This window comes from Lentzea sp. NPDC004789, assembly GCF_053601075.1.
In genome coordinates this window covers 141956-168634 of the sequence record NZ_JBSGBE010000023.1, presented here as the reverse complement: position 1 = coordinate 168634, position 26679 = coordinate 141956, and the positions used below count along the sequence as shown (strand labels likewise).

The 26679-nt window shown below is 70.4% G+C and carries 21 protein-coding genes; 17 read left to right on the top strand and 4 right to left on the bottom strand.

The window, feature by feature from the left end; genetic code table 11:
• The 4 genes from ACWEIJ_RS38445 to araA form a co-directional block, all read left to right on the top strand.
• A partial coding sequence (locus ACWEIJ_RS38445; protein WP_449842196.1) for a hypothetical protein occupies nucleotides 1-208 on the top strand: 208 nt, incomplete at its 5' end.
• A gap of 40 nt (nucleotides 209-248) precedes the next feature.
• On the top strand, nucleotides 249-1922 hold the full coding sequence (gene araB / locus ACWEIJ_RS38440) for a ribulokinase (RefSeq protein WP_449842195.1): 1674 nt from the start codon (nucleotides 249-251) through the stop codon (nucleotides 1920-1922).
• Nucleotides 1922-2575 carry an L-ribulose-5-phosphate 4-epimerase gene (locus ACWEIJ_RS38435; protein WP_449842194.1) on the top strand — a complete coding sequence of 218 codons (654 nt, stop codon included), beginning with the start codon at nucleotides 1922-1924 and terminating at the stop codon, nucleotides 2573-2575. Before araB ends, ACWEIJ_RS38435 begins: the two co-directional genes overlap by 1 nt.
• A gap of 20 nt (nucleotides 2576-2595) precedes the next feature.
• Nucleotides 2596-4098, top strand: a complete 1503-nt coding sequence (gene araA / locus ACWEIJ_RS38430) for an L-arabinose isomerase (protein WP_449842193.1) — start codon at nucleotides 2596-2598, stop codon at nucleotides 4096-4098.
• Here araA and ACWEIJ_RS38425 read toward each other — a convergent pair.
• A complete protein-coding gene (locus tag ACWEIJ_RS38425) occupies nucleotides 4068-4805 on the bottom strand; it encodes an alpha/beta fold hydrolase (RefSeq protein ID WP_449842192.1) in 738 nt (245 codons plus the stop codon). The genes araA and ACWEIJ_RS38425 overlap by 31 nt on opposite strands.
• Nucleotides 4806-5050: 245 nt before the next feature.
• Between ACWEIJ_RS38425 and ACWEIJ_RS38420 the strand changes: the two genes are divergently transcribed.
• From ACWEIJ_RS38420 to ACWEIJ_RS38410, 3 genes are all read left to right on the top strand, one after another.
• Entirely contained in the window at nucleotides 5051-5845 is a 795-nt protein-coding gene (locus tag ACWEIJ_RS38420; RefSeq protein ID WP_449842191.1) for a hypothetical protein, read from the top strand.
• Between the two features lie 162 nt (nucleotides 5846-6007).
• Nucleotides 6008-7975 (top strand): RICIN domain-containing protein, encoded by a 1968-nt coding sequence (locus ACWEIJ_RS38415; protein ID WP_449842190.1) that lies wholly within the window; start codon nucleotides 6008-6010, stop codon nucleotides 7973-7975.
• A 77-nt stretch (nucleotides 7976-8052) separates the two neighbouring features.
• The gene (locus tag ACWEIJ_RS38410) at nucleotides 8053-9033 is read left to right on the top strand and encodes a cellulose binding domain-containing protein (RefSeq protein ID WP_449842189.1); all 981 of its coding nucleotides are present in this window, start codon (nucleotides 8053-8055) and stop codon (nucleotides 9031-9033) included.
• A 90-nt stretch (nucleotides 9034-9123) separates the two neighbouring features.
• Here ACWEIJ_RS38410 and ACWEIJ_RS38405 read toward each other — a convergent pair whose 3' ends face one another.
• The gene (locus tag ACWEIJ_RS38405; RefSeq protein WP_449842188.1) at nucleotides 9124-10098 is read right to left on the bottom strand and encodes a LacI family DNA-binding transcriptional regulator; all 975 of its coding nucleotides are present in this window, start codon (nucleotides 10096-10098) and stop codon (nucleotides 9124-9126) included.
• Between the two features lie 70 nt (nucleotides 10099-10168).
• Here ACWEIJ_RS38405 and ACWEIJ_RS38400 point away from each other — a divergent pair, with 70 nt between their 5' ends.
• Nucleotides 10169-11341, top strand: a complete 1173-nt coding sequence (locus tag ACWEIJ_RS38400) for an MFS transporter (RefSeq protein WP_449842187.1) — start codon at nucleotides 10169-10171, stop codon at nucleotides 11339-11341.
• A gap of 54 nt (nucleotides 11342-11395) precedes the next feature.
• Here ACWEIJ_RS38400 and ACWEIJ_RS38395 read toward each other — a convergent pair whose 3' ends face one another.
• Nucleotides 11396-12160, bottom strand: coding sequence for a pectate lyase (locus ACWEIJ_RS38395; protein WP_449842186.1), 765 nt, complete (start codon nucleotides 12158-12160; stop codon nucleotides 11396-11398).
• A 613-nt stretch (nucleotides 12161-12773) separates the two neighbouring features.
• On the opposite strand from ACWEIJ_RS38395, the gene ACWEIJ_RS38390 reads away from it, so the two are divergent.
• The 7 genes from ACWEIJ_RS38390 (at nucleotide 12774) to mmuM (ending at nucleotide 22668) form a co-directional block, all read left to right on the top strand.
• Complete coding sequence (locus ACWEIJ_RS38390) at nucleotides 12774-15584, top strand: glycoside hydrolase family 48 protein (RefSeq protein ID WP_449842185.1); 2811 nt, start codon at nucleotides 12774-12776, stop codon at nucleotides 15582-15584.
• Between the two features lie 11 nt (nucleotides 15585-15595).
• Nucleotides 15596-16852 (top strand): lytic polysaccharide monooxygenase, encoded by a 1257-nt coding sequence (locus ACWEIJ_RS38385; protein WP_449842184.1) that lies wholly within the window; start codon nucleotides 15596-15598, stop codon nucleotides 16850-16852.
• Nucleotides 16852-17304: a hypothetical protein gene (locus ACWEIJ_RS38380; protein ID WP_449842183.1), complete on the top strand. Its 453-nt coding sequence runs from the start codon at nucleotides 16852-16854 to the stop codon at nucleotides 17302-17304. Before ACWEIJ_RS38385 ends, ACWEIJ_RS38380 begins: the two co-directional genes overlap by 1 nt.
• Nucleotides 17305-17324: 20 nt before the next feature.
• Complete coding sequence (locus ACWEIJ_RS38375; RefSeq protein ID WP_449842182.1) at nucleotides 17325-19079, top strand: glycoside hydrolase family 6 protein; 1755 nt, start codon at nucleotides 17325-17327, stop codon at nucleotides 19077-19079.
• Between the two features lie 86 nt (nucleotides 19080-19165).
• The gene (locus ACWEIJ_RS38370) at nucleotides 19166-20494 is read left to right on the top strand and encodes a beta-L-arabinofuranosidase domain-containing protein (RefSeq protein WP_449842181.1); all 1329 of its coding nucleotides are present in this window, start codon (nucleotides 19166-19168) and stop codon (nucleotides 20492-20494) included.
• 101 nt (nucleotides 20495-20595) lie between these two features.
• Nucleotides 20596-21615 carry a LacI family DNA-binding transcriptional regulator gene (locus tag ACWEIJ_RS38365; protein WP_449842180.1) on the top strand — a complete coding sequence of 340 codons (1020 nt, stop codon included), beginning with the start codon at nucleotides 20596-20598 and terminating at the stop codon, nucleotides 21613-21615.
• Between the two features lie 162 nt (nucleotides 21616-21777).
• Nucleotides 21778-22668 (top strand): homocysteine S-methyltransferase, encoded by an 891-nt coding sequence (gene mmuM, locus ACWEIJ_RS38360; protein ID WP_449842179.1) that lies wholly within the window; start codon nucleotides 21778-21780, stop codon nucleotides 22666-22668.
• Between the two features lie 4 nt (nucleotides 22669-22672).
• Here the strand turns inward: mmuM and ACWEIJ_RS38355 are convergent, their stop codons facing one another.
• Complete coding sequence (locus ACWEIJ_RS38355) at nucleotides 22673-23188, bottom strand: LppU/SCO3897 family protein (RefSeq protein ID WP_449842178.1); 516 nt, start codon at nucleotides 23186-23188, stop codon at nucleotides 22673-22675.
• Nucleotides 23189-23370: 182 nt separating this feature from the next.
• On the opposite strand from ACWEIJ_RS38355, the gene ACWEIJ_RS38350 reads away from it, so the two are divergent.
• A complete protein-coding gene (locus tag ACWEIJ_RS38350; RefSeq protein ID WP_449842177.1) occupies nucleotides 23371-24885 on the top strand; it encodes an ABC transporter substrate-binding protein in 1515 nt (504 codons plus the stop codon).
• Entirely contained in the window at nucleotides 24885-26627 is a 1743-nt protein-coding gene (locus ACWEIJ_RS38345) for an ABC transporter permease subunit (protein ID WP_449842176.1), read from the top strand. The genes ACWEIJ_RS38350 and ACWEIJ_RS38345 overlap by 1 nt, the downstream gene beginning before the upstream one ends.
• Nucleotides 26628-26679 lie beyond the last annotated feature (52 nt).

Genomic DNA, 26679 nt, shown 5'->3' with positions numbered 1-26679 from the left:
GTCCGGTGAGGTGCTGCCGGGCCTCTACGCCGCCGGTGAGGCCGCCGGCTTCGGTGGCGGTGGCGTGCACGGCTACCGTGCGCTGGAAGGAACGATCCCGCCCGCGCCGACTTCGGCGCGGGCGGTTTGTCGTGCGCTCACGTTGGTTCACGTTCGTTCATGTTCCTTGTGTATGCAGGGAAAACATGATGTAAAAGTGGCATCTTGACTCGCCCAATGTTAGCGATAACACTCAGGTGGTGACTGACATGACGATCGACCACGACGCGTGTGTGGTGGGTGTCGACTTCGGCACGCTGTCCGGTCGCGCCGTGGTCGTGCGCGTCCGCGACGGTGCCGAGCTCGGCACTGCGGTGCACGAGTACCGCCACGGTGTGGTGGACCAGGTTCTGCCCAAGACCGGCGCGCCGCTGCCGCCGGAGTGGGCGCTGCAGGTCCCGGCCGACTACCTCGACGTCCTGCGCACCGCCGTCCCGCAGGCGGTCGAGGCGGCCGGGATCTCCGCGGCCCAGGTGATCGGCATCGGGACGGACTTCACCGCCTGCACCATGGTTCCGGTGACCGCGGACGGCACGCCGCTGTGCGACCTGCCGGAGTTCGCGGACAACCCGCACGCCTACGTGAAGCTCTGGCGCCACCACGCCGCCCAGCCCCAGGCCGACCGGATCAACGAGCTGGCGCACCGCCGCAAGGAGCCGTGGATCGCGCGCTACGGCGGGCTCATCTCGTCGGAGTGGGAGTTCGCCAAGGGCCTGCAGGTGCTGGAGGAAGCGCCCGAGGTGTACGCGGCGATGGACCACTGGGTCGAGGCCGCCGACTGGATCATCTGGCAGCTGAGCGGCACCTACACCCGCAACGCCTGCACGGCCGGCTACAAGGGCATCCACCAGGACGGCCAGTACCCGAGCGACAACTTCCTCGCCGAGCTCAACCCGGCGTTCGAGACCTTCGTCGCCGACAAGCTCGACCACCCGCTGTCCGCACTGGGCGACCGCGCCGGGTCGCTGACGGCGCAGGCCGCGGCGTGGACCGGTCTGCCGGAGGGCATCGCGGTCGCGGTCGGCAACGTCGACGCGCACGTCACCGCGCCGGCCGCGCAGGCGGTCGAGCCCGGCCAGATGGTCGCGATCATGGGCACCTCGACGTGCCACGTGATGAGCGGCGACGTGCTGCGCGAGGTGCCGGGCATGTGCGGCGTCGTCGACGGCGGCATCGTGCCGGGCCTGTGGGGTTACGAGGCCGGGCAGAGCGGTGTCGGCGACATCTTCGCGTGGTTCCTGCGCAACCAGGTTCCGCCCGTCTACCACGAGCAGGCGAGCGAACGCGGCATCACCGTGCACGAGCTGCTGTCCGAGCTGGCCGCGCAGCAGCAGGTCGGCGAGCACGGGCTCATCGCGCTGGACTGGCACAGCGGCAACAGGTCCGTGCTGGTCGACCACGAGCTGTCCGGCGTGATCGTCGGTCAGACGCTCGCCACCAAGGCCGAGGACGTCTACCGCGCGCTGCTGGAGGCGACGGCGTTCGGCACGCGGGTCATCATCGACACCTTCACCGACGCGGGTGTGCCGGTGCGGGAGCTGGTGATCGCGGGCGGCCTGGTGAAGAACAAGCTGCTCATGCAGATCTACTCCGACGTGGTCAACCTGCCGCTGTCGGTGATCGGCTCCGAGCAGGGGCCGGCGCTCGGTTCCGCGATGCACGCCGCCGTGGCCGCCGGTGCCTACGCCGACATCCGCGCGGCCGCGGCCGCCATGGGTTCGGTGCGGCGCGACGTCTTCACGCCGGTGCCGGAGAACGTCGAGGCCTACGAACGGTTGTTCCTCGACTATCTGGAGCTGCACGACTACTTCGGCCGGGGTGCCAACGATGTCATGCACCGCCTGCGCCAGTACCGCCGCGACGCCCTGGAGGGGAAGAGCTGATGTCCGCCACGGCAGAACTGCGCCGCACGGTCGCCGAGCTGCACCGCGAGCTGACCCGCTACGAGCTGGTGATCTGGACGGCGGGCAACGTGTCCGCCCGCGTGCCGGACCAGGACCTGATGGTGATCAAGCCGTCCGGTGTCTCCTACGACGACCTGGGGCCGGAGGCGATGGTCGTCACCGACCTGCACGGCAACCTGGTCGAGGGCGAGCTGGCACCGTCGTCCGACACGGCCGCGCACGCGTATGTGTACCGCCACATGCCCGAGGTCGGCGGTGTAGTGCACACACATTCCCCTTACGCCACAGCGTGGGCCGCACGCGGTGAGCCCATCCCGTGCGTGCTGACGATGATCGCGGACGAGTTCGGCGGTGACATCCCGGTCGGGCCGTTCGCGTTGATCGGCGACGACTCGATCGGCAAGGGAATCGTGGAAACGTTGCGGGGCAGCAGGTCTCCCGCCGTGCTGATGCGCAACCACGGCCCGTTCACCGTCGGCGCCACGGCACGCGCCGCGGTGAAAGCCGCGGTGATGCTCGAGGACGTCGCGCGCACCGTCCACTTCGCACACCAGCTCGGCAAGCCGGACATGATCGACCAGCAGGACGTCGACCGGCTCTACGAGCGCTACCAGAACGTCTACGGCCAGTGAGCCCAGAAGGAGAGCAGCACATGCCGGACAAGCCCCAGATCTGGTTCCTCACCGGCAGCCAGCACCTCTACGGCCCCGAGACGCTCGACCAGGTCGCCGCGCAGTCGCAGCAGATCCAGCGGATGCTGAGCGACTCGGGACGGATCAGCGCGGAGATCGTGTGGAAGCCGGTGCTGACCGACTCCGGCGCCATCCGCGCGATCATGCAGCAGGCCAACAACGATCCGACCTGCGTCGGCGTGATCGCGTGGATGCACACCTTCTCCCCGGCGAAGATGTGGATCACCGGGCTGGACCTGCTGCGCAAACCGTTGCTGCACTTGCACACGCAGTTGAACGAGGCGCTGCCGTGGTCCACCATCGACATGGACTTCATGAACCTCAACCAGGCCGCGCACGGCGACCGCGAGTTCGCCTACGTGCAGACCAGGATCGGGGTGGCGCGCAAGACGGTCGCCGGCCACGCGAGTGATCCCGTGGTGGCGCAGCGGATCGACGGCTGGGCCCGGGCCGCCGCCGGCCTCGCGCACCTGCGTTCCCTGCGGCTGGCCCGGTTCGGCGACAACATGCGCGACGTCGCGGTGACCGAGGGCGACAAGGTCGAGGCCGAGCTGCGGTTCGGCGTCTCGGTGAACACCTACGGCGTCAACGACCTCGTCGCCGTCGTGGACGAGGTGCCGGACGCGGACATCGACCTGCTCGTGGCCGACTACGCCGAGGCCTACCGGCTGGCACCGGAGCTGGCGCGCGGGGCGGAGCGGCACGAGTCGCTGCGCTACGCCGCCCGCATCGAGATCGGCCTGCGGTCCTTCCTGGACGACGGCGGTTTCGGCGCGTTCACCACGAACTTCCAGGACCTCGGCGGGCTGCGGCAGCTGCCGGGCCTGGCCGTGCAGCGGTTGATGGCCGACGGCTACGGCTTCGGCGGCGAGGGCGACTGGAAGACCTCGGCACTGCTCGCCGCGGTCAAGGCCATGGGCACCGGCACCGGCCGCGGCACGTCGTTCATGGAGGACTACACCTACCACTTCGGGCCGGGCGAGCCGAAGATCCTCGGCGCGCACATGCTGGAGGTGTGCCCGACGATCGCCGAGGCGCAGCCGTCGTGCGAGATCCACCCGCTCGGCATCGGCGACCGGGAGGACCCCGTTCGACTGGTGTTCGACGCGGCCACCGGTCCCGCCGTGGTGATCGGTCTCGCCGACATGGGCGACCGGTTCCGCCTGGTGGCCAACGAGGTCACGGTCGTCGCGCCGGACGAGCCGCTGCCGAAGCTGCCCGTCGCGCGGGCCGTGTGGCAGCCCGCGCCGTCGCTGTCGACGTCAGCGGAGTGCTGGCTCACCGCGGGAGGTCCGCACCACACCGTGATGACCCAGGCGGTCGGATCGGAGGTGCTGCGGGACTTCGCGCAGATGGCGGCCACCGAGCTGGTCCTGATCGACGCCGAGACGACGCCCTGGTCGTTCGCTGACAGGTTGCGCTGGAACCAGGCCTACCACCGCCTGGCGCTGGGGATCAACTGACGCGCGTGGAACTCGGCGATCTGTCGCCACATCGCGACGGGGTTGGAGTACATCGGCAGATGCCCGCTGTGCGGGATCTCGGCGAGCTCCACCCCGTTCGCGTCCAGCACGGGCAAGTAGGACAGACCGGCGCACTGTTCGCCGTAGAGGTACATCCGCGGGCAGGGGAGTGACAGGAACTTCCCCATGAGGTTGCCGTGGTCGGCCAGTTCCACCATCGAGCGGAACATGCCGGCCACGGCGCCGCGCCGCACCTTGTGCGGCAGGTTCGCCGCGTACAGGCCGCTGCCGTAGTGAGGCGCGTTGCGCGTGCGCTCGGCGCCCTGCAGGAAGAACCCGGCGGGATCGGGCTGCGCCAGCGCCTCTCTGCTCAGCACGCAGTCCTCCGGTCCCAGCACGCCCTTGATGTTCACGAAGCTGAGCACCCTGCCCGGTTCCTGGTGCGCCAGGATCAGCGCCGTGAGCGCGCCCGTCGAATGCCCGATGACGTGGAACCTGCCGATGCCCGCGCGTTCGAGCACCGCGCGGGCGGTGTGGACGAGGAACGGGATGTCGACCGCCGCTGGATCGGTGCAGTCGGTGGCACCGGCACCGGGCATGTCGTAGGTGAGGAACGGACGCCCGGCGAAGTCGTGCCGCTGCGCGATGTCGAGGTAGTCCTCCTTGCTCGTGCCGAAGCCGTGCAGGAAGACGATCGGGGCGTCCACACCACCCCTGTGCACTGCCGCTACCTGGAGGTTCACGCCCTGGACGCGTAGCGGTAGGTGCTCGTGGACGACTCTGTCTGCCGATGGCATGGCTGTTCCCCGGTTCTTCGCAGGTGCGGACTGCGGAATAGGCAAAGAGCATGCCATTGGCTGTGAACGCTCACAAGTGGTTGAACCCTTCACGATTCCTGTCCGTATCCCGCTGTGCCGGCACAAAACGTCCACCAACTCGTGAGGTTTCGAACATGTCGAGTGCGCATGCACAGCCGAAGCGGAAGAAGCGGTTGCTGGTTGCCGGAGTCGCCGTGGCCGCCACCCTGTCCGCGGCGACCGCGGCCGCCGCCTTCGCGGCAGGTGGGGACAACGAGAACCAGTCGATCGCCTGCCCCCAGCCGGTCATCGGCGCGGTACCGGCCAAGGCGCAGGCCGAGGTGCAGCGCGAACTGGCCAACCTGGACAAGCAGATCGCCGAGGCCAACAACCGGTTGCGCACCTCCAAGGGGGAGGGCGGGCCGAACTTCGTCCAGAACGCGATCCTGGGACCGTTGAAGGACAAGCGGGTCGCGGCGCTGAACCGGATCGAGACCGCGATCGGCCGGGTGGCCCAGAAGCCGGAAGGCCTCGAGAGGTTCGCGACCTGCGGGCTGGGCAAGGCACCCGCTGTGCCCGCCGCTCCGCCGAAGGGCAACAACGGCAACAACGCCAACAACGGCAATAACGGCAACAACAACGCCGGATCGGGCAACAACGCGGCCGGCAAGACGATCGCCTGCCCGCAGCCGGTCATCGGCGAGGTGCCCGCCAAGGCGCAGGCCGAGGTGGACCGCGAGCTCGCGAACCTCGACAAGCAGCTGGCCGAGGCGAACAACCGCTTGCGCACCTCGGAGGGTCAGGGCGGGCCGAACTTCGTGCAGAACGCCATTCTCGGGCCGTTGGCCGGAAAGCGCGCGTCCGCACTGGACCGGATCGCCATCGCCATCGGCCGCGTGGGCACGAAGCCCCAGGGCCTCGAACGCTTCGCCACCTGCTCGCTCAAGTAACTCCTCCTCGGGGTTCGAGCGGTGCCGGGCCCGTCTCCTCGGGGGCGAGCGTTTCGGGAGAGGACCTGCCGGGTGGTCGCGCCACCGCCCGGCAGGACCTTGACGCAGTATGTGGTCCTCTGTAGATGTTAGCGTGAACATTGCGCGTTCAACGGAGAACCGATGAGACTTCTTCCCCTGCTAGCCGCTTCGGCGCTCACCCTCACGACCGCGGTCCCTGCCTCAGCCGCGGTCGAGTCAGTCACGGTGAAGCCGGATCCGACGTACCAGCAAGAGCCGTTCCAGGGCTGGGGCACGAGCCTGGTGTGGTTCGCGAACGCCACGGGCGGTTACCCGGACGAGATCCGCAACCAGCTGGCAGAGCTGCTGTTCGGTGAGGACGGACTCAACCTCAACATCGCCCGCTACAACATCGGTGGCGGCAACGCGCCGGACGTCCCGCAGTACCTGCGTGCGGGAGCCGCGGTCCCCGGCTGGTGGAAAGCGCCTTCCGGGACCAAGCGCACGGACACCGACTGGTGGAAGCCGGGCGACCCGCGCTACTTCGACGCCGCGGCGGACCCGCGCCAGCGGTGGTGGGTCGACAAGGTCAAGTCCCACGTGACCCGCTGGGAGGCGTTCAGCAACTCGCCGCCGTGGTTCCAGACGGTGAGCGGCTACGTCTCCGGTGGCTTCGACGCGAACTCCGACCAGCTGCGGGAGGACCGGATCGGCGACTTCACCGCCTACCTGGCCCAGACGACCGCGGAGCTGGAACGCGCGCACGGCATCAAGTTCGCCACCGTCGACCCGTTCAACGAGCCCAACACCTCGTACTGGCGCACCACGCTCGGCCCGGACGGCAACCCGACCGGCGGACGGCAGGAAGGCGCCCACATGGGACCGGCCCTGCAGTCGAAGGTCGTGCCGGCGATGGCGGACGCGTTGCGCGCCAAGCACTTGAAGGCCACCGTGTCGGCGCCGGACGAGACCAACCCCGGCACGTTCGCGAACGACTGGGCGGGCTACTCGCCGTCGGCACGCGAGAAGCTCGGCCAGCTCAACGTCCACACGTACGGCACGGACCGCCGCACGACCGCCCGTGACATCGCCAAGAGCGCGGGCAAGCCGTTGTGGATGAGCGAGGTCGACGGGCACTGGGGCTCCGGGCAGTCGTTCACCAGCATGGACCCCGGCCTCGGTATCGCGGAGCGCGTGATCGACGACCTGCGCGAGCTCGAACCGCGGGCATGGCTGCTGTGGCAGGCCATTGAGGACTACAACAACATGACCCCCGGCGGCGAGTCGGAGAAGGGCATGAACTGGGGCGTGGTCCAGATCCCGTTCAACTGCGGTGCGAACGACACGCTCGCGACGTGCCCGGCGCGCGTCAACACGAAGTTCCACACGCTGCGCAACTTCACCCACTACGTCAAGCCGGGCGACCGCCTGGTGAAGGTCAACACCACGACCGACGTGGCGGCGGTGCGCAACACCGAGCTGAAGTCGTTGGTGCACCTGAACAAGTCGACGCAGGCGCAGTCCGTGACGCTGGACCTGTCCGGGTTCGGCTCGATCAGTCCGAACGCCACTGTGCGGCCGATCGTCACCGACGAGCAGGGCGCGCTGGTCAAGGGTGCGGCGGTGCGGGTGAAGGACCGCAAGGCCACGCTGTCGGTGCCCGCGCGGTCGGTCACCACGTTCGAGGTCTCCGGTGTCAGCGGTGTGAACCGCGCCTCGGCACTGGGCGGCACCTACCGGCTCACCGGTGTGCAGAGCGGCAAGTCGCTGGCGCCGTCGGGCACCTCGCTCGTGCAGCGCACCACCGACGCGAACGCGGCGGACCAGGTGTGGCGAGTGGAGCGTCGCAGCGGTGGCTACGACAGCCGCGCGCAGTTCTCCGTGGTCAACGCCTCGACCGGCCAGCGCATCGCCGCGGTGTCCGGAGACGCGGTGCTGACGTCCTCCGACAGCCCGGCCGCGCGCTGGGTGCTGTCCTCGACCGGCGACGGGACGTGGACGTTCGTCAACGCGCAAACGGGAACCCTGCTCGACGTGAACGGCGAGTCGCGTGAGGACGGTGCCAAGATCGGCTTGTACCAAGCCACTTCCGGCCCCAACCAGCGCTGGTCCGCCGTTCCGAGCAAATAGTCCACTCCGAACGGTCGATTGAATCCCAACGACCGACCTCTAGTGTTGTTGATGTTTAAACGACAATAGGGGTAGTGGTGGCGCGCAAGAACTTGCTCGTGGTCTTGGTCCTGCTCACCGGAGCGTGCACGGCACAACCGCCGGCACCCGCGCCGACCACACGCACGCCCTGGAAACCGCCCTCGCTGATCAACCAGGAGGGGCCGGCCCAGGGCGTGCTGCAGTTCGTGCGGGATGTCATCGACGCCCGCACGGTCGAACTCGCCGACGGCACCAAGGTGCGCGTCGCCCAGCTGGCACCACCGGCCGCCTGCTGGGAGGCGAGCGCGCTGGACTTCGCCCGCACCACCCTGCTCGCCAGCACCGTCCGGATCACCACGTTCCTGTCCGGTGAGGTGAACCTGGTGCTGGAGGACGGCACCGACTACGCGCTGCTGGCCGTGCAGCGCGGTGTCCTCCGGTCGCAGGGCATCGACGGCGGCCCGCTCATGACCGCCGAGAGCGAGGCCGCCGCCGCCAACCGCGGGCTGTGGGGCCCGCCCTGCGAGGGCCTCGACCTCGCACAGCCTTCGACGCCGACACCTCAGCTGCCGCCGCACCAGCCGGGCCAGCCGAACCAGCCGGCGCCGAACCCGCCCGCTCCCGGTGGCACGACATCGCCTCCTCGCCCGGCACCCACGACCACCCCGCCCCGTCCCGCGCCGACGACGACCACCACGGTGCCGCGTCCGCCCGCGCGCGTTTGCGCGGTCGCGTACCGGGTCACCAACGAGTGGCCGGGCGGGTTCCAGGTCAACATGACCGTGCGGAACACCGGCGGGGCGACGATCAACGGGTGGACGGTGCGGTGGAGCTTCCCCAACGGGCAGTCCATCCGGGAGATGTGGAACGCGACGCCGCGCCAGTCCGGCGCCACCGTCGACGCGAGCAACGCCTCCTACAACGGGCAGATCGCTCCCGGTGCCACGGTGACCGTCGGCTTCAACGGCAACATGTCGTGGGGCAACGGGGCGCCGAACGCGTTCTCGCTCAACGGTCAGTCGTGCACGGTGGAGTGATCGGGCGTTCTCCCGCACCACGGCGGTGAGGGGGAGAACGTCGCGTCGGACGCGTTCTCGCTCAACGGCCAGTCCTGCACGGTGGAGTGATCAGGCGCTCTCCCGCACCACCAGCCGTGACGGGTAGAACGTCGCCCGTTCCACCCGTCCGCGGTCGAGCACGGCCCGCGCCGCCGCCTCGGCGATCTCCTCCACCGGATGCGTCGACGTGGTGAGCGCCGGCCGGCTCAGACACGCGAAGGCGATGTCGTCGAACCCCGCCACCGCCACGTCGCCGGGCACGCGCACGCCCAGCGCGTGCAGGCCGTCCAGGACACCCAACGCCGTGAGGTCGCTCAACGCGAACACCGCGTCGGTGTCGGGCCACCGCGCCATGATCTCGACGGCGGCCTCGGCGCCGCGGGCCGCCGTGAAGTTGCCCGGGACGACCCTGGTCTCGGCGCCGCACGAGAGCATCACGCGCCGGTAGGCCTCGACGGCGCGGTCGCCGCAGGGCAGCCAGGACGGGCCGGTGACCATCGCGATGTGGCGGCGGCCGGTGGTCACGAGGTGCCGGACCACGCCGTCGGTGCCGGTGCGGTTGTCCACGTCGAACGACGGCACGTCGCGGGTGCCGACGCCGATCGCGGCGACCCGGCCGCGCAGTGAGCGGGGAACGGTGTCCAGCGCCGGGCGGGTCGGGTTGACGACCACCAGGCCGCCCAGGCCGCGGGTCTCGGCGAGCCGGCCGAGTGAACCGGGGTCGTTCAGGGGTAACCAGTGCAGTGACACGCCCACCTCGCGCGCGGCCGACACGTGTGCGGCCGTGGTCAGGACGCGGCCCACGTAAGGGTCGTCGAGCACGGCGGCGGTGTGGCCGATCACGGCGATGGCCAGTCGTGTGCCCGTGCGGGTCACCAGGGCGCGAGCGGCGGCGTCAGGAACGTAGCCGAGTGCGGCCACGGCCGCCGCCACTCGGGCGCGCGTCTGGGGTGAGGCAGGGCCGTGTCCGGTGATCACGCGCGAGGCGGTCGCACGGGACACGCCTGCGGCCCGCGCCACGTCGTCGAGTGTCGCTCCCGTCATCTCAGCAGTATTGCCGTGGAAGCGCTTCCATGTATGTACTCGACGGATCGGGATCGAGAAAGGGGAACGGATGACGGTCACAGCGCCGCGCGGGCAGGTCCGGGCCGCCGCAGCGGGGGTCGGGGTCACGTTCGGGCTCAACGGTGTCGCAGTGGCGACGTGGTTCGCCCGGGTGCCCGTCGCCCGTGATGCGCTCGGGCTGTCGCCCGGTGCGCTGGGACTGTTGCTGTTGTTCATGTCCGCGGGCGCGTTCCTCGCGATGCTGACCGCGGGCGAGGTCACGCACCGGCTCGGGCCCAAGCGCACGGTGTGCGCGTCGGTCACGGCGGTCTCCGCCGGCCTCGCGGTGGCGGGCTTCGGGATCGGCGCGGTGCCGTCGGTCGCGCTGACGGCGATCGGGATCTTCGTGCTGGGGTACGGGTCTGGCACCTGCGACGTCGCCATGAACGTGGAGGCCGCCGAGGTGGAACGGGTGCTCGGGCGCACGGTCATGCCGCGGTTCCATGCGATGTGGAGCCTGGGCACCGTCGCCGCGGCCGGGCTCGCGTCGCTGGTGGCGTGGGTGACGCTGCCGGTGACCGCGCACCTGGTGGGCGTGGCGGTGGTGGTCGCCGCGGGCACGTTCGTCGCGGCGCGCGCCTACCGGTTCGCCGGGGAGGCGGAGAAGGGGCGCGGCAGCGGGGTGCTGGCGGCCTGGCGGGAACCTCGCACGTTGCTGATCGGGCTGCTGGTGCTGGTGCTGGCGTTCACCGAGGGCACCGCGAACGACTGGGTGGCGGTGGCGTTCGTCGACGGCTACGCGTTCGACCCCGCGACGGGTGCGGTGGTGTTCGGCGTGTTCGTGACGACCATGACGTGCGGCCGGATCTTCGGCACGATCGCGCTGGACCGGTGGGGACGCGTGCCGGTGCTGATCGGCACGATGCTGCTGGCCGCGGCCGGGGTGGCGCTCGCGGTCTTCGGCGGGTCGCCGGTCGTGGCGGTCGCCGGGGTCGCTGTGTGGGGACTCGGCACCGCGCTGGGCTTTCCCGTCGGCATGAGCGCTGCCGCGGACGATCCGGCCCGGGCGGCCGCCAGGGTCAGCGTGGTCGCCGTCATCGGGTACACCGCGTTCCTCGCGGGACCGCCGCTGGTCGGCCTGCTCGGCGACCACGTGGGTGTCCTGCGCGCGCTGCTGGTCGTGCCGCTGCTGTTGCTGCCGGCCCTCGCCCTCGTGCCCGCGATGCGCGAACCACGCGCCTGAATCCGGGGCAGCGGAGAAGCCCCGGCGGGTGCCGGGGCTTCTCGCGGTGCGGGGCTAGCGGTAGGTGATGTCCGAGGACTTGTAGAGGCAGTTCGTGCCGTCCGGGCCGGTGCCGATCTTCTTCGGCTCACCGCTGGTGACGCCCTGGTACTTGTCGCAGATCGCGATCTTCCGCTGGCCGTCGCCGACGATCGTGATCTTCGAGAACCGCGCGGTGTCGCCGTAGTTGGTGTTGATGCCGACGACGGCCTTGCCGGGGGAGAACGCGGTGATGTTCTCCAGCACGACGTTGCGCCGGTGCTGGGTCTTGCAGTTGCCGCAGGACCGGTAGAGCTTGCCGAAGTCGTCCACCTGGAAGTTGCGGATGATCATCGTGCCCGGCCCGTTGTGCTGGAACACCTTGTCGGCGGCCTTGCGCGCGCCACCGCCGTTGATGGTCATGGTCTGCGACGACGACGTCCCCTTGAACGTGGCCGCGTCCTCGCCGACGTCCTCCCACCACACGTTGGTGAGCGTGCAGGTGCCGAGGCAGTGGACGCCGTCCGCCGCCGGGGCGCCGAGCACGACGTTCTTCAGCGTCACGCCGTCGGCCAGCTGGAAGATCGGGTCCTGGTTCTCGTTCTGGCCGCCCGAACCCAGGTTGCCGGTGCCGTAGAACCGTTGCAGGCCACCGTCGTAGATGCCCGCGGGTACCTTGATGGTCGCGCCGACCGGCCTGGTGCCCGTCGGGTTCGGGAAAGTGCTGCCTGCCGCTTGTGCCTGAGGTGCGAGAAACGCGGTCAACACCGCGGCCAGCACCACTGATGCCAGTTTCTTCATGTGCGCTCCGCTTGCCGGGATGCGCGGCGGTAATTCGATCGTAGGGTCGGCGATTTTGCTGTCAACTATTTTCGATTGTTCGACTCGAACGCTCTCGAATTGTTGACCGGATTGTTGTGGGCTGGTTTTCTGAAACGCGCAGCACTGATTTTCGCCACCGCGCCGCGTGCGGTTACGGCGGTGTGACGGCGGACGGTGCCTCCGCCACCGTTGGAGCAGGCGTACTGGTCGGAAGTGACTACTTCGCGAACGCCGCGGAACAACCATTTCGTCAACTTGGGAACGGGGTGACCACGGCGGGTCGGTGAAGAGCCTTCCTGCAGGAGCGGGCCGCGGCTGATCACTCCGACGCTCTGGGACCGCTCCCAGAATTCCACTCGAAGGGAGCAGTAAGGGAATCTGGCAGACGAACGGTTGTTGTGCCGAGTGGCGCAGCGGCAAGGGCTTTCCGATGCAGCACCGACTGCACCGGGGGGCCAGTACGCGATGTGGCTCGCGTTACAGTGCCGTGAACTCTGGGAGCGCTCCCAGTTGTCGAGAGGGCGGCGGCATGACTCGACGAACAACGGCATTGATGGCTGCGGCGGTGATGGTGATCGGAGGGGTACCCGCGATGGCGGCCCCCGCAGCGGTCGCCTGCACCGTCACTTATTCGATCACGAACGAGTGGAACAACGGATTCGGCGCCAGCGTTTCGATCCGCAACGACGGCGACACGCTGAACACCTGGAACCTGACCTGGACGTTCCCGGACGGGCAACGCGTCACTCAGGGCTGGAACGGCACCTTCACGCAGAACGGCGCGGTCGTCACCGTGACCGGCCCGGACTGGGCGCGCACGCTCCCGGCCGGCGGCACGGCGCAGGTCGGCTTCAACGGCAGCAAGGGCGCCACCAACCGGCCACCGACGGACTTCGCGGTGAACGGCGTGTCCTGCACCGGCCCCAACAAGCCCCCGACGGTCTCGCTGACCGCGCCCGCGAACGGCAGCACCTACACGCTGCCCGCGCAGATCCCGCTGGCGGCGACCGCGGCGGACTCCGACGGCACGGTGACCAAGGTCGACTTCTACGACGGCGACCAGCTGATCTCGACCGACACGTCCGCGCCGTACACCGGCACGTGGACCTCGGCGGCGGCCGGTGACCACAGCATCACCGCACGGGCGACCGACAACCGCGGCGCCACCGCGGTGTCCGCACCCGCGATGGTCAAGGTGCTCTCCGGGCCCGCGGTGCTCGCGTCACCGAGCACGGTCTCGGTCAAGCAGGGCCAGTCGGCGACCTTCGACGTCTCCCTGGCCACGGCGCCGAGCGGGCCCGTCACCGTCACGATCGCCCGCACCGGCAGCGCGGACCTGACCGCGACGCCGGCGACGCTCACGTTCACCAGCGCGGCCAAGCAGACCGTGACGGTGGCCTCGGCGGCCAACGGCGGCGACCTCGCGACCGCGACGTTCACCGCGTCGGCGACCGGCTACAGCCCGGCGACCGTGACGGTCAAGGAGATCGATCCGTCCACTTCGGACTTCAACAAGGCGTTCCTCGACCAGTACAACAAGATGAAGGACCCGGCGAGCGGTTACTTCCGCAAGTTCGGCGACCTTCTCGTGCCGTACCACTCGGTCGAGACGCTGATGGTCGAGGCACCGGACCACGGGCACCAGACGACGTCCGAGGCGTTCAGCTACTACCTGTGGCTGGAGGCGAGCTACGGTCGCGTCACCGGTGACTGGGCGCCGTTCAAGTCCGCCTGGGCGTCGATGGAGAAGTTCATCATCCCGTCGCAGGCCGACCAGCCGACCAACAGCTCGTACAACGCCTCGAAGCCGGCGACCTACGCGCCGGAGCACCCGCGGATGGACCGCTACCCGGCGGTGCTTGACTCGGGCGTTTCCGTCGGCCAGGACCCGATCGCGTCCGAGCTGAAGGCCGCGTACGGCAACTCCGACATCTACGGCATGCACTGGCTGCTCGACGTCGACAACACCTACGGCTTCGGCCACTGCGGTGACGGCACCACGGCGCCCGCGTACATCAACACCTACCAGCGCGGTTCGTCGGAGTCGGTGTGGGAGACCATCCCGCAGCCCTCCTGCGACACGTTCAAGTTCGGTGGCCCCAACGGTTACCTGGACCTGTTCACCAAGGACTCGTCCTACGCCAAGCAGTGGAAGTACACCGACGCGCCGGACGCGGACGCCCGCGCCGTGCAGGTCGCGCTGCTCGCGCAGAACTGGGCGACCGCGCAGGGCAAGCAGTCGCAGATCGCGCCCGAGGTCGCCAAGGCCGCGAAGATGGGCGACTACCTGAGGTACGCCATGTTCGACAAGTACTTCAAGAAGATCGGCAACTGCAGCAGCCCGTCGTGCCCCGCGGGCACCGGCAAGGACAGCGACCACTACCTGCTGTCCTGGTACTACGCCTGGGGCGGCGCGTACGACACGTCGGCCGGCTGGGCCTGGCGCATCGGTGACGGTGCCTCGCACGAGGGCTACCAGAACCCGCTGGCGGCCTACGCGTTGTCGAACGTGCCCGCGCTCAAGCCGTTGTCCGCCACCGGACAGCAGGACTGGGCGAAGAGCCTCGACCGGCAGCTGGAGCTGCTGCAGTGGCTGCAGTCCGCCGACGGAGCGATCGCCGGCGGTGTCACGAACAGCTGGGACGGCTCGTACAGCGCGCCTCCCGCCGGCACGCCGACGTTCTACGGCATGTACTACGACCCGCAGCCGGTGTGGCACGACCCGCCCTCGAACCGGTGGTTCGGCTTCCAGGTGTGGGGTCTGGAGCGCACCGCGTCGCTGTACCGGCTGACCGGTGACGCCCGGGCGAAGAGGATCCTGGACAAGTGGGTGCCGTGGGCGATCGCGAACACCACCACCGGCGCGAACTTCCAGATCCCCGCGGACCTCGGGTGGTCGGGCGCTCCGGACACGTGGAACGCCACCAACCCCGGTGCGAACGCCAACCTGCGGGTGCAGGTCCTCAACCGCAACCAGGACGTCGGCGTGGCCGCGTCGTACGCCAAGGTGCTGCTGAACTACGCGGCCAAGTCGGGCAACGCCCAGGCCAAGACCACGGGTGAGGCACTGCTGACCGGGTTGCTCGCGCACCAGGACAGCATCGGCATCGCGACGCCGGAGGTCCGCACGGACTACAACCGGTTCGACGACGTCTACAACTCCAGCACCGGTGAAGGCCCGTACGTGCCGCCGGGCTGGACCGGGAAGATGCCGAACGGCGACCAGATCAAGCAGGGCGCGAGCTTCCTGTCGATGAGGTCGATGTTCCGCAACGACCCGCAGTGGCCGAAGGTCCAGGCCTATCTGGACGGTGGCCCGGCGCCGGAGTTCACCTATCACCGCTTCTGGGCGCAGACCGAGATCGCCACGGCGTTCTCGCTGCACGCAGAGATCTACGGGTGAGGAGTACCGAGATGAGAAAACGCATAGCAGCGCTCTTGCTCGTCGCGGCCACCACCGGCGCGGTGCTCGTGCAGACCGGTGGAACGGCGCTCGCCCACGGGTCGATGGTCTGGCCCGCGAGCCGCACCTACGCCTGCTACCTGGACGGACGGGCCGGCAGCGGTGGCGGTGACCTGCAGCCCACCAACCCCGCGTGCGTCCAGGCGGTCGCGCTCGGCGGCAAGCAACCGCTGTGGGACTGGTACGGCAACCTGCTCAGCAACGCGGGCGGGCGGAGCCGGGACATCATCGCCGACGGTCACCTGTGCGGCCCGGCCACGAAGTACGACGCCTACAACCAGGCGCGGGCCGACTGGCCTGCCACGCAGCTGACCGCGAACGCCACGGTCACGTTGCGGTACAACGCCTGGGCACCGCACCCCGGCACGTGGGAGCAATACGTCACCAAGGACGGCTTCGACGTGACGAAGCCGCTCAAGTGGTCGGACCTGGAGCCGGCCCCGTTCGACAAGGTGACGAACCCGCCGCTGGGCAACGGCGAGTACAGCTGGCAGGCCAAGCTGCCCAACAAGTCCGGGCGCCACATCATCTTCTCGCTGTGGCAGCGCTCGGACAGCCCGGAGGCGTTCTACAGCTGCTCGGACGTCGTGTTCGGCGGCGGCGTGCCGGACACGCAGCCGCCCACCGCGCCCGGCACGCCGGTCGCGTCCTCCATCACCGGCAGCTCCGTGCGGCTGGACTGGGCGGCGTCGACGGACAACTTCGGCGTGTCGGAGTACCGCGTCTACCGCGGTGACCAGGTGGTCGCCACCTCGGCGACGAACTCGGCCACGATCAGGAGCCTGACCGCGGACACCGAGTACACCTTCCGCGTGGTCGCGGTCGACGCGGCGGGCAACGTCTCACCGTCGTCGGCGGGCCTCACGGTGCGGACGGGCAGCGGTCCGGGCGCGTGCACGGTGACCTACACCAAGCCGAGCACCTGGAACGGTGGCTTCACGGCGAACGTGAAGATCGCCAACAGCAGCGCGGAAGCGGTGCGCGCGTGGCAGCTCGTCTGGGACTTCCCCAGCGGGCAGCAGCTCTCCTCGGCGTGGTCGTCCACGATCACCGTCGCGGGCGGCAAGGCCACGGCCAAGGGGGCGTCGTACAACGCCGACATCTCCGCCGGCGGCACGGTGGAGTTCGGGTTCAACGCGACGACGTCCGGTTCGGTCACGGATCCGGTGAACTTCACGCTCAACGGCGTGTCTTGCGCCATTCCGTGATGAGGGTCCTCCTCGCCCTCTTCGTGGTCGGTGCGGTCGTGTTCGTCATCGTCGTCGGACACGCCGCACCGGCCCCGGACCCGGCCAAGGGGGTCGACGGGATCGCCTCCTGGCTCAACGAGGTCACCGGCGAGTGCACCGAAGTCCGCAAAGGCGAGGACTTCGCCGCGTTCGCCGGTCCGGTGCGGTCGAAGGTCTACGGGCCGTTCATCGCCGACTGGGCCACGTGTGTGAAACCGCCCTACGAACGGCTGGGGCTGCTGGTGCTCCGGCCGGGTCTGGCGGAGGCCTGGCACGACGCACTGGCACGAGGCGAGGTCCGGGGCGACCCGGACCTCGTGTTCGGCGACGGGTTCGCGCTCACCGGTTCGGACGGCATGGAGTACCTCGGCCTGAAGCGACTGGAGTGCACGCCGGCCGCGTGCTCGTTCGTCGAGATCAAACACCATTGAAAGACAGGAGATCCGTGGCAATGAGGCTCAACGGACAGAGGCGGTGGGCCGCGGCGGGAGCCGTGGTCGCCACCGCCGTCGCGACGACCGGGCTCGCGCTCAGCGCACCCGCGGGCGCCGCACCTGGCTGCCGTGTGGACTACACGGCGAACAACTGGGGCGGCGGAGGCTTCGGCGCGGCGGTGAAGATCACCAACCTGGGTGACGCGGTGTCGTCCTGGACGCTCAAGTTCAGCTTCCCCGGCAGCCAGCGCGTCACGCAGGGCTGGAGTGCGACCTGGTCGCAGTCGGGCGCGGACGTCACGGCGACCAACGCGTCGTGGAACGGCAGCCTGGGCAGCGGTGCGTCCATCGACATCGGCTTCAACGGCAGCTACACCGGCAGCACCAACGCCAACCCGACGACGTTCACGTTGAACGGCACGGTGTGCACCGGGCAGCCGCCGACGAGCACGACGACGACCACCACCACGACCACGACGACCACGACGACCACGACGACGTCGGGCAACCCGAACCCCGGCACGCGCGTCGACAACCCGTACGCGGGCGCGAAGATGTACGTCAACCCGGACTGGTCGGCCAAGGCGGCGGCCGAGCCCGGTGGCAGCAGGGTCGCGAACCAGCCGACCGGCGTGTGGATCGACCGCATCGCGGCGATCACCGGCACGGTCGACGGCCGTGGCATCGAGGGACACCTGGACGAGGCGGTGCGCCAGGCGGCGGGCTCACCGCTCGTGATCCAGTTCGTGATCTACAACCTGCCCGGTCGCGACTGCTCGGCGCTCGCGTCCAACGGTGAGCTCAAGCCCACCGAGATCGACCGCTACAAGACCGAGTACATCGACCCGATCGCGGCGATCTTCGCCAAGCCGGCGTACAAGAACCTGCGGATCGTCACGACGGTGGAGATCGACTCGCTGCCGAACCTGGTCACCAACGTGACGCCGCGCAACACCGCTGTGCCGGCGTGCGACGTGATGAAGAGCAACGGCAACTACATCACCGGTGTCGGCTACGCGCTCGCCAAGCTCGGCGCGGTCCCGAACGTCTACAACTACCTCGACATCGGCCACCACGGCTGGATCGGCTGGGACGACAACTTCGGCGCGACGGCCGAGCTGCTGTTCCAGGCGGCCAACGCGTCCGGCAGCACCAAGTCGAACGTGGTGGGCTTCATCGCCAACACCGCGAACTACGGCGCGTTGCACGAGCCGTACTTCACCATCGACGACACGGTGAACGGCACGTCCGTGCGCCAGTCGAAGTGGGTGGACTGGAACCGCTACGTCGACGAGCTGTCGTACGCGCAGGCGTTCCGGCAGCGCGCGATCCAGGCGGGCTTCGACTCGAACGTCGGCATGCTGATCGACACCAGCCGCAACGGCTGGGGCGGTGCCGCGCGTCCGACGGGTCCCGGTCCGAAGACGAGCGTGGACGCGTACGTCAACGGCGGCAAGCTCGACCGGCGCATCCACACCGGCAACTGGTGCAACCAGTCCGGTGCCGGGCTCGGCGAGCGGCCGAAGGCGGCGCCCGCGGCGGGCATCGACGCCTACGTGTGGATGAAGCCGCCGGGCGAGTCCGACGGTGCGAGCAAGGAGATCCCGAACAACGAGGGCAAGGGCGCCGACAAGATGTGCGACCCGACCTACACCGGCAACATCCGCAACGGCAACAACATGTCGGGTGCGCTGCCGGACGCCCCGCTGTCGGGCAAGTGGTTCTCCGCGCAGTTCCAGGAGCTCATGCGCAACGCCTACCCGGCGCTGTGACGACGAGGCTGCCCTGAATCGGCTCCCGCGCGAAATCCCGCTCGCGCGGGAGCCCCTCGTCTCGTATTCGAAAAAGGTCGTGCACCATGCAAGAGGTCGTTCTTCCCCACATCGCCGCGGCCCGTGCGGACTTCGGCGTGTCGGCGGAGCCGTTCCCGCTCGGCGCGGTGGCGTTGTTGCCAGGACCGTTGCGGGACAACGCGTCCCGCGCGCACGCCCGGCTGAGGCTGCTCGACCCCGACCGGTTGCTGCACACGTTCCGCCGCAACGTCGGCCTGCCGTCCGGGGTGGTCCCGTGCCGAGGGTGGGAGGCGCCCGGCTCGCAGCTGCGCGGCCAGTCGGCCGGACACGTGCTGTCCGCGCTGGCGCAGGCGTTCGCGACCACCGGCGACCACATGTTCTCGGTGCGGGCGAACTACCTGGTCGAGCAGCTCGCGCTGTGCCAGGACCGGGCCAGGATCGCCGGCTACAGCACCGGGTACCTGTCGGCGTTCCCGGAGGGCTTCCTCGGCGCGGCGGAAGCGCGCCAGCCCGTCCGCGCGCCCTACCGCACCCTGCACCGGATCATGGCGGGACTGCTCGACGTGCACCGGCTGCTCGGCAACGCGCAGGCGTTGACCGTCGTCACCAGGATGGCGGCCTGGGCGGCGTGGCGCATCGGCAGGCTGCCGCCCGCGGTGCGGCGGGAGGTGCTCGCCACCGAGCCCGGCGGGATGCACGAGGTGCTCACCGACCTCTACCAGCTCACCGGCGACCCGGCGCACCTGATCACGGCGCGGTACTTCGAGTCCGACCACGTCAGCAGCTTCACGGCGCTGGGCGCGATCCGGGCCTACCACGCCACGGGCGCGGCCCGCTACCGCGACGTCGCGCTGGACTTCTGGCGGACGGCGGAGCGCTCCGACCATCTGTGCGAGACCTACAACGTGCTCAGGCTCGCCCGGGAGCTCTTCCGCGCCGATCCCGGCCGGGCGAGGTACTTCGACCACTACGAGAAGGCGCTGCACCTGGTGGCCGTCCAGGACGCCGACGACTTCACGTGCTGCCACGGCACCGGTCTGGAGGCCGGCACCCGGCACGGCGACAGCATCTACTTCCACGCCGGGTCCGCGCTGTACGTCAACCTGTTCGTCCCGTCCGTGCTGACTTGGGCGGGACGGGGGATCACGGTGCGGCAGGAGCCGTCGTCACCTGAGTCGATCAAGCTGACGATCGGCGGGTCCGGCCGGATCGATCTGCGGGTGCGCGTGCCGTCCCACCTGGTGGGCGCCCGGCTGCGGGTGAACGGCGTGGCGTCGAGCCTGGTCACGCCGGGGACCTACGCCCGCATCGATCGCCATTGGACGAACGGGGACGTTGTGAGCGTGCCCACACAGGCAACTTTCCAGACGGAAAATATTCGTCTGGACCACTGACCGAGTGCAATGTTAACGCGAACATGGCTCTTGATGTCATCTGCGAGCGCTCCCTATGGTTGCGGAACGCTCAACGCGAGTGAATGTGAAAGGAGGTCGGTGTGGTCACGATCGCGGATGTCGCGAGGCATGCGGGAGTCGCCCCGAGCACCGTCTCCTACGTGCTCACGGGCAAGCGGTCGATCTCCGCGGACACGAAGTCGAGGGTCCGGGAGAGCATAAGGGCGCTGGGCTACCAGCCGCACGTGGCCGACCGCGTGCTCACCACCAGCCGGACCAACGTGATCGGCCTGGTCCTGCCGTTGCGCGCGGGCACCCACCTGCCCGCGGTGATGCGGTTCGTCACCGCCGCGGTCACGACCGCGCGCCGCTACGACATGGACCTGCTGCTGCTGACCGCGGACGACGGCGCGGCCGGCCTGCGCAGGGCCGCGAACAGCGCCCAGGTCGACGGTTTCCTGGTGATGGACGTGGAGATGGACGACGACCGGGTGCCGTTGCTGCGGCAACTGTCCAAACCGTCCGTCCTGATCGGACATCCCGCCGCGGCCAGGGGGCTCACCTGCGTCGATCTGGACTTCGAGGCGGCGGGCGCGAAGTGCGTCGACCACCTCGCCGACCTGGGCCACCGCTCGATCGGCTTCCTCGGCGCGCCGAGCGCGGTCTACCGGCGCAGCAGCGGGTTCGCCCACCGCACGATGAACGGCTTCAGCGCCGCCGCGATGCGCAGGGGAGTGGCCGCGACGGCACTGTCCGTCGAGGACGACCACGACTCCGTGCTGCGCGCGGTCAAGGGCCTGATCCGCGCGCACCCGTCGATGACCGCGCTGGTCGTGCACAACGAGGCGGCGCTCGGCTGGATCACCGCGTGCCTGCGCGCGGCCGGCCGTCAGGTGCCCGGTGACGTCGCCGTGGTGGCGATCTGTCCCGACGAGCTGGCCGAGCAGATGTCGCCACCGCTCACCTCGGTGCGCCTGCCGGCGGAGGAGCTCGGCAGGCACGCGGTGGACCTGCTGGTGGCCAAGCTCGACGGCAAGCAACCGCCGCCGCTGATGCTGCTGCCGCCCCGCCTGTCGCGGCGCGCGAGCACCCCGGACCCGGCGCACCGAGCGTCGGGCTGACCCGGGAGACCGGCTGGGCGATCGCGGACGGCGTCCGGGGCGTGCGGAAATGCGGCCCGCACGAAAAGGCGTCGTCCCGCGGCCGTCCCGGAGGAGTGCGTGAGGATTTCGGCGGAGAGACTGTCACGCACTCCTCCACCACACCTTTTGTAGGATCTCCCGGTGACGCTGGCAGATTCTTTGGCTCGCAACGTGGTCGTGCTGGACGGCGGGATGTCGACGGCGCTGGAGCTCGCCGGGCACGACCTCTCCGACGAGCTGTGGTCGGCCCGGTTGCTGATCGGTGACCCGGACGCGGTGCGCGCGGCCCACCTGGCCTACTACGAGGCGGGCGCCGACGTCGCCATCACCGCGAGCTACCAGGCGACCTACGAGGGCTTCGCCCGTCGCGGCCTCGACGCCGCCGAGACCACCCGCCTGCTCCGGTCCAGCGTGGCGCTCGCCCGCTCGGCCGCGTCCGATGTGGACGGTGAGCGCTGGGTCGCCGCGTCGGTCGGGCCGTACGGGGCGATGCTCGCCGACGGCTCGGAGTACCGCGGCCGCTACGGGCTCTCCCATCAGGAGCTCGTGGCGTTCCACCGGCCCCGGATCGAGGCCCTGTCCGTGGCTGGGCCGGACGTGCTCGCGGTCGAGACGATCCCGGACGCCGACGAGGCCGCGGCGGTGCTGGAGGTGGTGCGCGGCAGCGGAGTGCCGGCCTGGCTCTCCTACAGCGTCCGCGGCGACCGGACCTGCGCGGGCCAGCCGCTCGACGAGGCGTTCGCGGTCGCGGCGGGGGTGGGCGAGGTGATCGCCGTCGGCGTCAACTGCTGCGCGCCGGAGGACGTCGCCAACGCGGTCGAGGTGGCGCGCCGGGTGACCGGGCTGCCGGTCGTGGTCTACCCGAACAGCGGTGAGCAGTGGGACGCGCGCGGCCGGTCGTGGAGCGGTGCCGGCACCGGGTTCGCCGCGCTGGCGGGGGAGTGGGTCGGCGGCGGCGCGCGGATGGTGGGCGGTTGCTGCCGCACCGGGCCGGACGCCATCGAGGAGCTCGCGCACGCGCTGAGGTCCTGAGTGGTCAGAAGTCGGCGTTGGTGTAGCAGTAGGTGATGCGCGGCTCCTCGTAGGACATGGCCTCCGTGCGCGCGGGGCAGTGGCTGTGGTCGGTGGTGCCGGCCAGCACCTCGGTGACCTTGATGCCGCCCTCTCCCGTGCACGGCGCCCGGTACCAGCTGTGCTCGGGGAGACCCGGCCGGTAGCAGGAACCCTTGACCAGGTGCGGCAGCAGGCACAGCGTGCCGGCCTTCGCGTCGACCAGCACCGTGTACTCGTCGTGGCCGTCCGGGCAGTTCTCGCCGCGGCGGGTGAGCACCTTGCCCACCCGGAACGTCGACTTCTCGCTGTCGCAGGTGGCCGTCGTGGCCTGGCCGGTGCCGTCGCCGGCGAACGCCATCGCGACGCAGTCCCCCGCCTTGGCGCTCGCCTCGGGGGCGGCGAGCCGGTAGGCCGCGAACACGCACGCTCCGATCGCCAGCAACACCAGGGCGAGCCGCAGGAGGCCGGTGTTCCGTCGTGCCGGTGGCGCGTGCCTCATCGTCGTTTCCCTTCTCCTGCTTGGACAACTGCCCGTGACTACGACGTCGCCGGGCGACGGAGTTCACGGCTCGGGTGCGGTCGAGACGTTCGGCTGGAAGCCGAGACGATCGGCCCGACGATCATTGAGATTTCAACCACTGTGGCCTGTATTGGTTAGGCTTGCCTCATAAGGTGACGGCCATGCACCACTTCCGCCGCCCCCTCACGGGCCTCTGCGCCCTGCTCGCCCTCACCCCGTTGCTGACCGGATGTTTCGTCTCCGGCGGCGCGGAGGCCGGATCGTCCGGCCGGTTGCGGGTCGCGCTCGCGGTGCCGCCGGCGCAGGCGTTGTCGCCATTGGGCAACGACGCCACCGTGCTGGGCAAGCTTTCGGTGGCGGAGGGGCTCACGGCGCTGGACGCCAATGGCGCCGCCGCGCCCGCGCTGGCTCGGTCGTGGGCTCGCAAGGACGACGCGACCTGGACCTTCGAGCTGCGCAAGGCCACCTTCCACGACGGTACCGAGGTCACCGCCGACGCCGTCGTCGCCGCGCTAGGGCACGCGGCGGCGGCGAAGGTCAAGCCCCGTGTGCTGAGCGACGTGACGCTGACCGCGCGGGCCGAGGACGCGGACACCGTCACGATCAGCACGAACACACCCGATCCGGTGCTGCCGTTGCGGCTGGCCAGCCCAGCGCTGGGCGTGCTCGCGGCGAAGGCGTACGCGCCGGACGGCACGGTCAGCCCGGTCGGCACGGGCACCGGCCCGTTCAAGATCACGAAGCTCAACGGCAAGAGCACGGCCACCCTCGACCGCTTCGACGGCTACTGGGGCGGCCGGGCCGCGCTGGCCGGCATCGACGTGACGTGGATCGCCGACGGCACGTCCAGGGCCAACGCGGTGCGCTCCGGTGAGGTCGACGTCGCCGAGTGGATCCCGACCTCCCAGGCGAAGCTGCTGGCCGACGGCACCCGGCACGACGTGCCGTCCGTGCGGACCGACAGCCTGGTGCTCAACACCGCGGACGGGATCTTCGCCGACCCGTCGTTGCGCGCGTCCGCCCGTGCCGCCGTGGACGGCTCCGCGGTCGTCGGCCCGGTCTTCGGCGGCTTCGCCGACCCCGCCCAGGGCCTGTTCGGACCCGCGGTCGGCTGGGCGGCGGCCAACCGGGTCGCGGTGACCGGACGGGCGCAGGCCCTGCCGGCCGCCGACGTGCGGGCGAAGACCCAGGGCCGGACGCTGCGCCTCGCCGCCTACACCAACCGCGCCGAGCTGCCAGAGGTCGCGACGGTGCTGCAGCAGCAGCTGGAGAAGGCCGGTTTCACGGTGCAGCAGGACGTGCGCGAGTACACGCAGATGGAGCCGGACCTGCTCGCGGGCAAGTACGACGCGTTGGTGTTCTCGCGCGTGACGCTGCTCGACACCGGTGACGCGGTCGCATTCCTCGCGAGCGACTTCGCCGGCAATGGCGTCTACAACATCGCGCGGCTGCGCGACGGCGGGGTCGACCAGGCCATCGCGGCCGCCGCCCAGGAGAGCGGCACCGCGCAGCGGCAGCAGAAGATCATGCGGGCCGAGGCGGAGATCCTGCGCACGGACGCCGTCGTGCCGCTGGTGCACGAAAAGGTCGTGCAGGGCATCAGCACGCGCGTCGAGGGCGTGGTGCTCGACCCGCGCGAGCGTTCGCTGATCACCGTCGGCACCCGCCTGAAGTAGTGGCAGCGAGGGGGAGCGCGGCGGTCGTCGCCGGTCGCGTCGTCGCGGGAGCCGGGGTGCTGGCGGCCGTCGCGCTGCTGCCGTGGCTGTCCGGCACCGACCCGGCCCTGGCGGTGCTGCGCGCACGGTCCGCCGACCAGGACCCCAGCCCCGCGCAGCTCGCGGCCGTGCGGGAGCAGCTGGGCCTGGACCAGGGCCCGTTGCCGCATCTGCTGCGCTGGCTGGGCGGACTGCTGCACGGTGACGCGGGCGTGTCGTGGGTGTCGGGACACCCGGTGCTGCCCGAGGTGCTCAGCGCGTTCGCGGTGTCGTTCACGCTGATGCTCGGCGCACTGGTCGTCACGGTCGTGGTGGCGGCGCTGCTCTGCGCTCGTACCCTGCGGCACGGGGCGCAGCCGCGCACGGACACCGCGGTCGCGTTTCTGGCCGCGTTGCCCAAGTTCCTGCTGGCCTCCCTGCTCGCCACGGTCTTCGCCGTGTGGCTGCGGTGGTTCCCGTCCGGCGGCTGGGAGGGACCGGCGTCGATGGTGCTGCCGTCGCTCGCCCTCGGCGTGCCGTCCGGCGCGGTGATCGGCGGCCTGCTCGACCGCGCCCTGCCGGCCGTGCTCGCCCAGCCGTGGGCGCGGACCTGGCACGCCTGCGGCCTGCCACCCGGCCACATCGCCCGGCACGGCCTGCGCGGCGCGGTGGCCGGTGTGCTGCCGCAACTGCTGCCGACCGTGGTGGCCCTCGTCGGCGGCGCGGTCGCGGTGGAGAAGATCTTCACCGTGCCCGGTCTCGGCCGCCTGGCCCTGGACGCCGCCCTGGCCAGGGACCTTCCGCTGCTGCAGACCGCCGCATCGGTGCTCGTGCTGCTCGGCGTCGTCGCGGGCGCACTCGTCCGCGCCGCCCGCCGTGCTCTGCTCGGCCCGGCGCTGCGCGACGGCGCCCTGCCCGCCCTTGAGCCGGTTCTGTCGCGCCCGCACCCCTTCACCCGGTGGGTTGCCGGTTCTTGTGCGCTCGTGCTGCTCGTTCTGGTGGTGGCAGGGCTGTTGCGCGACCCGCTGCACGTGGACATGGCCACCCGCCTGGCCTCGCCGTCGATCGCGCATCCGCTGGGCACCGACGCACTCGGCCGCGACCTGCTGGCCCGGCTCGGCCACGGAGCCCTGCGCACGACGGCGCTCGCGCTGGCCGTGACCGCGGTGAGTGTCCTCATCGGACTGTTGGTCGGCATGGCCGGCCGCGGCGGCGAGGGACTGACCGAGGTGGTGTCGATCCTGCCCGCCGTCCTCGTCGGGTTGCTGACAACGGCCGTGGCCGGACCGTCCGTGTGGGGCGCGGCGTGCGCGGTCAGCCTGGTCGCCTGGACCCCGCACGCCGCCCAGGCCGCGGCGCTGCTCGAACAGGAGCGGGCCACCGGACACGTGCGGGTGGCGCGCTCGATGGGTGCTGGGCGGCTGCACCTGATGCGGCGCGGCCTGCTGCCCGCGGTGCTGCCGTCCGTGCTGCGCAACGCGGTGCTGCGGCTGCCCACCACCGTGCTCGTGCTGGCCTCGCTGGGGTTCCTCGGCCTGGGTGCGCAGCCGCCTGCCCCGGAGTGGGGGCGTCTGCTCTCGGAGAACCAGCCCTATCTGGAGCTGGCGCCGTGGACCGTGCTCGGGCCCGCCGGTGCGCTGGTGCTGCTGTCGGTGGTGGCCGTGTCCGCTGCTCCGGGTGGGGGCCGTGGCGGCAGGGTGGGGGCGGCCTGGAGGCTGTGGTGAAGGCGACCCGCGCTTCGTGCCCCAACAGCCGCGCGGACAGCGGTGAAGGCGG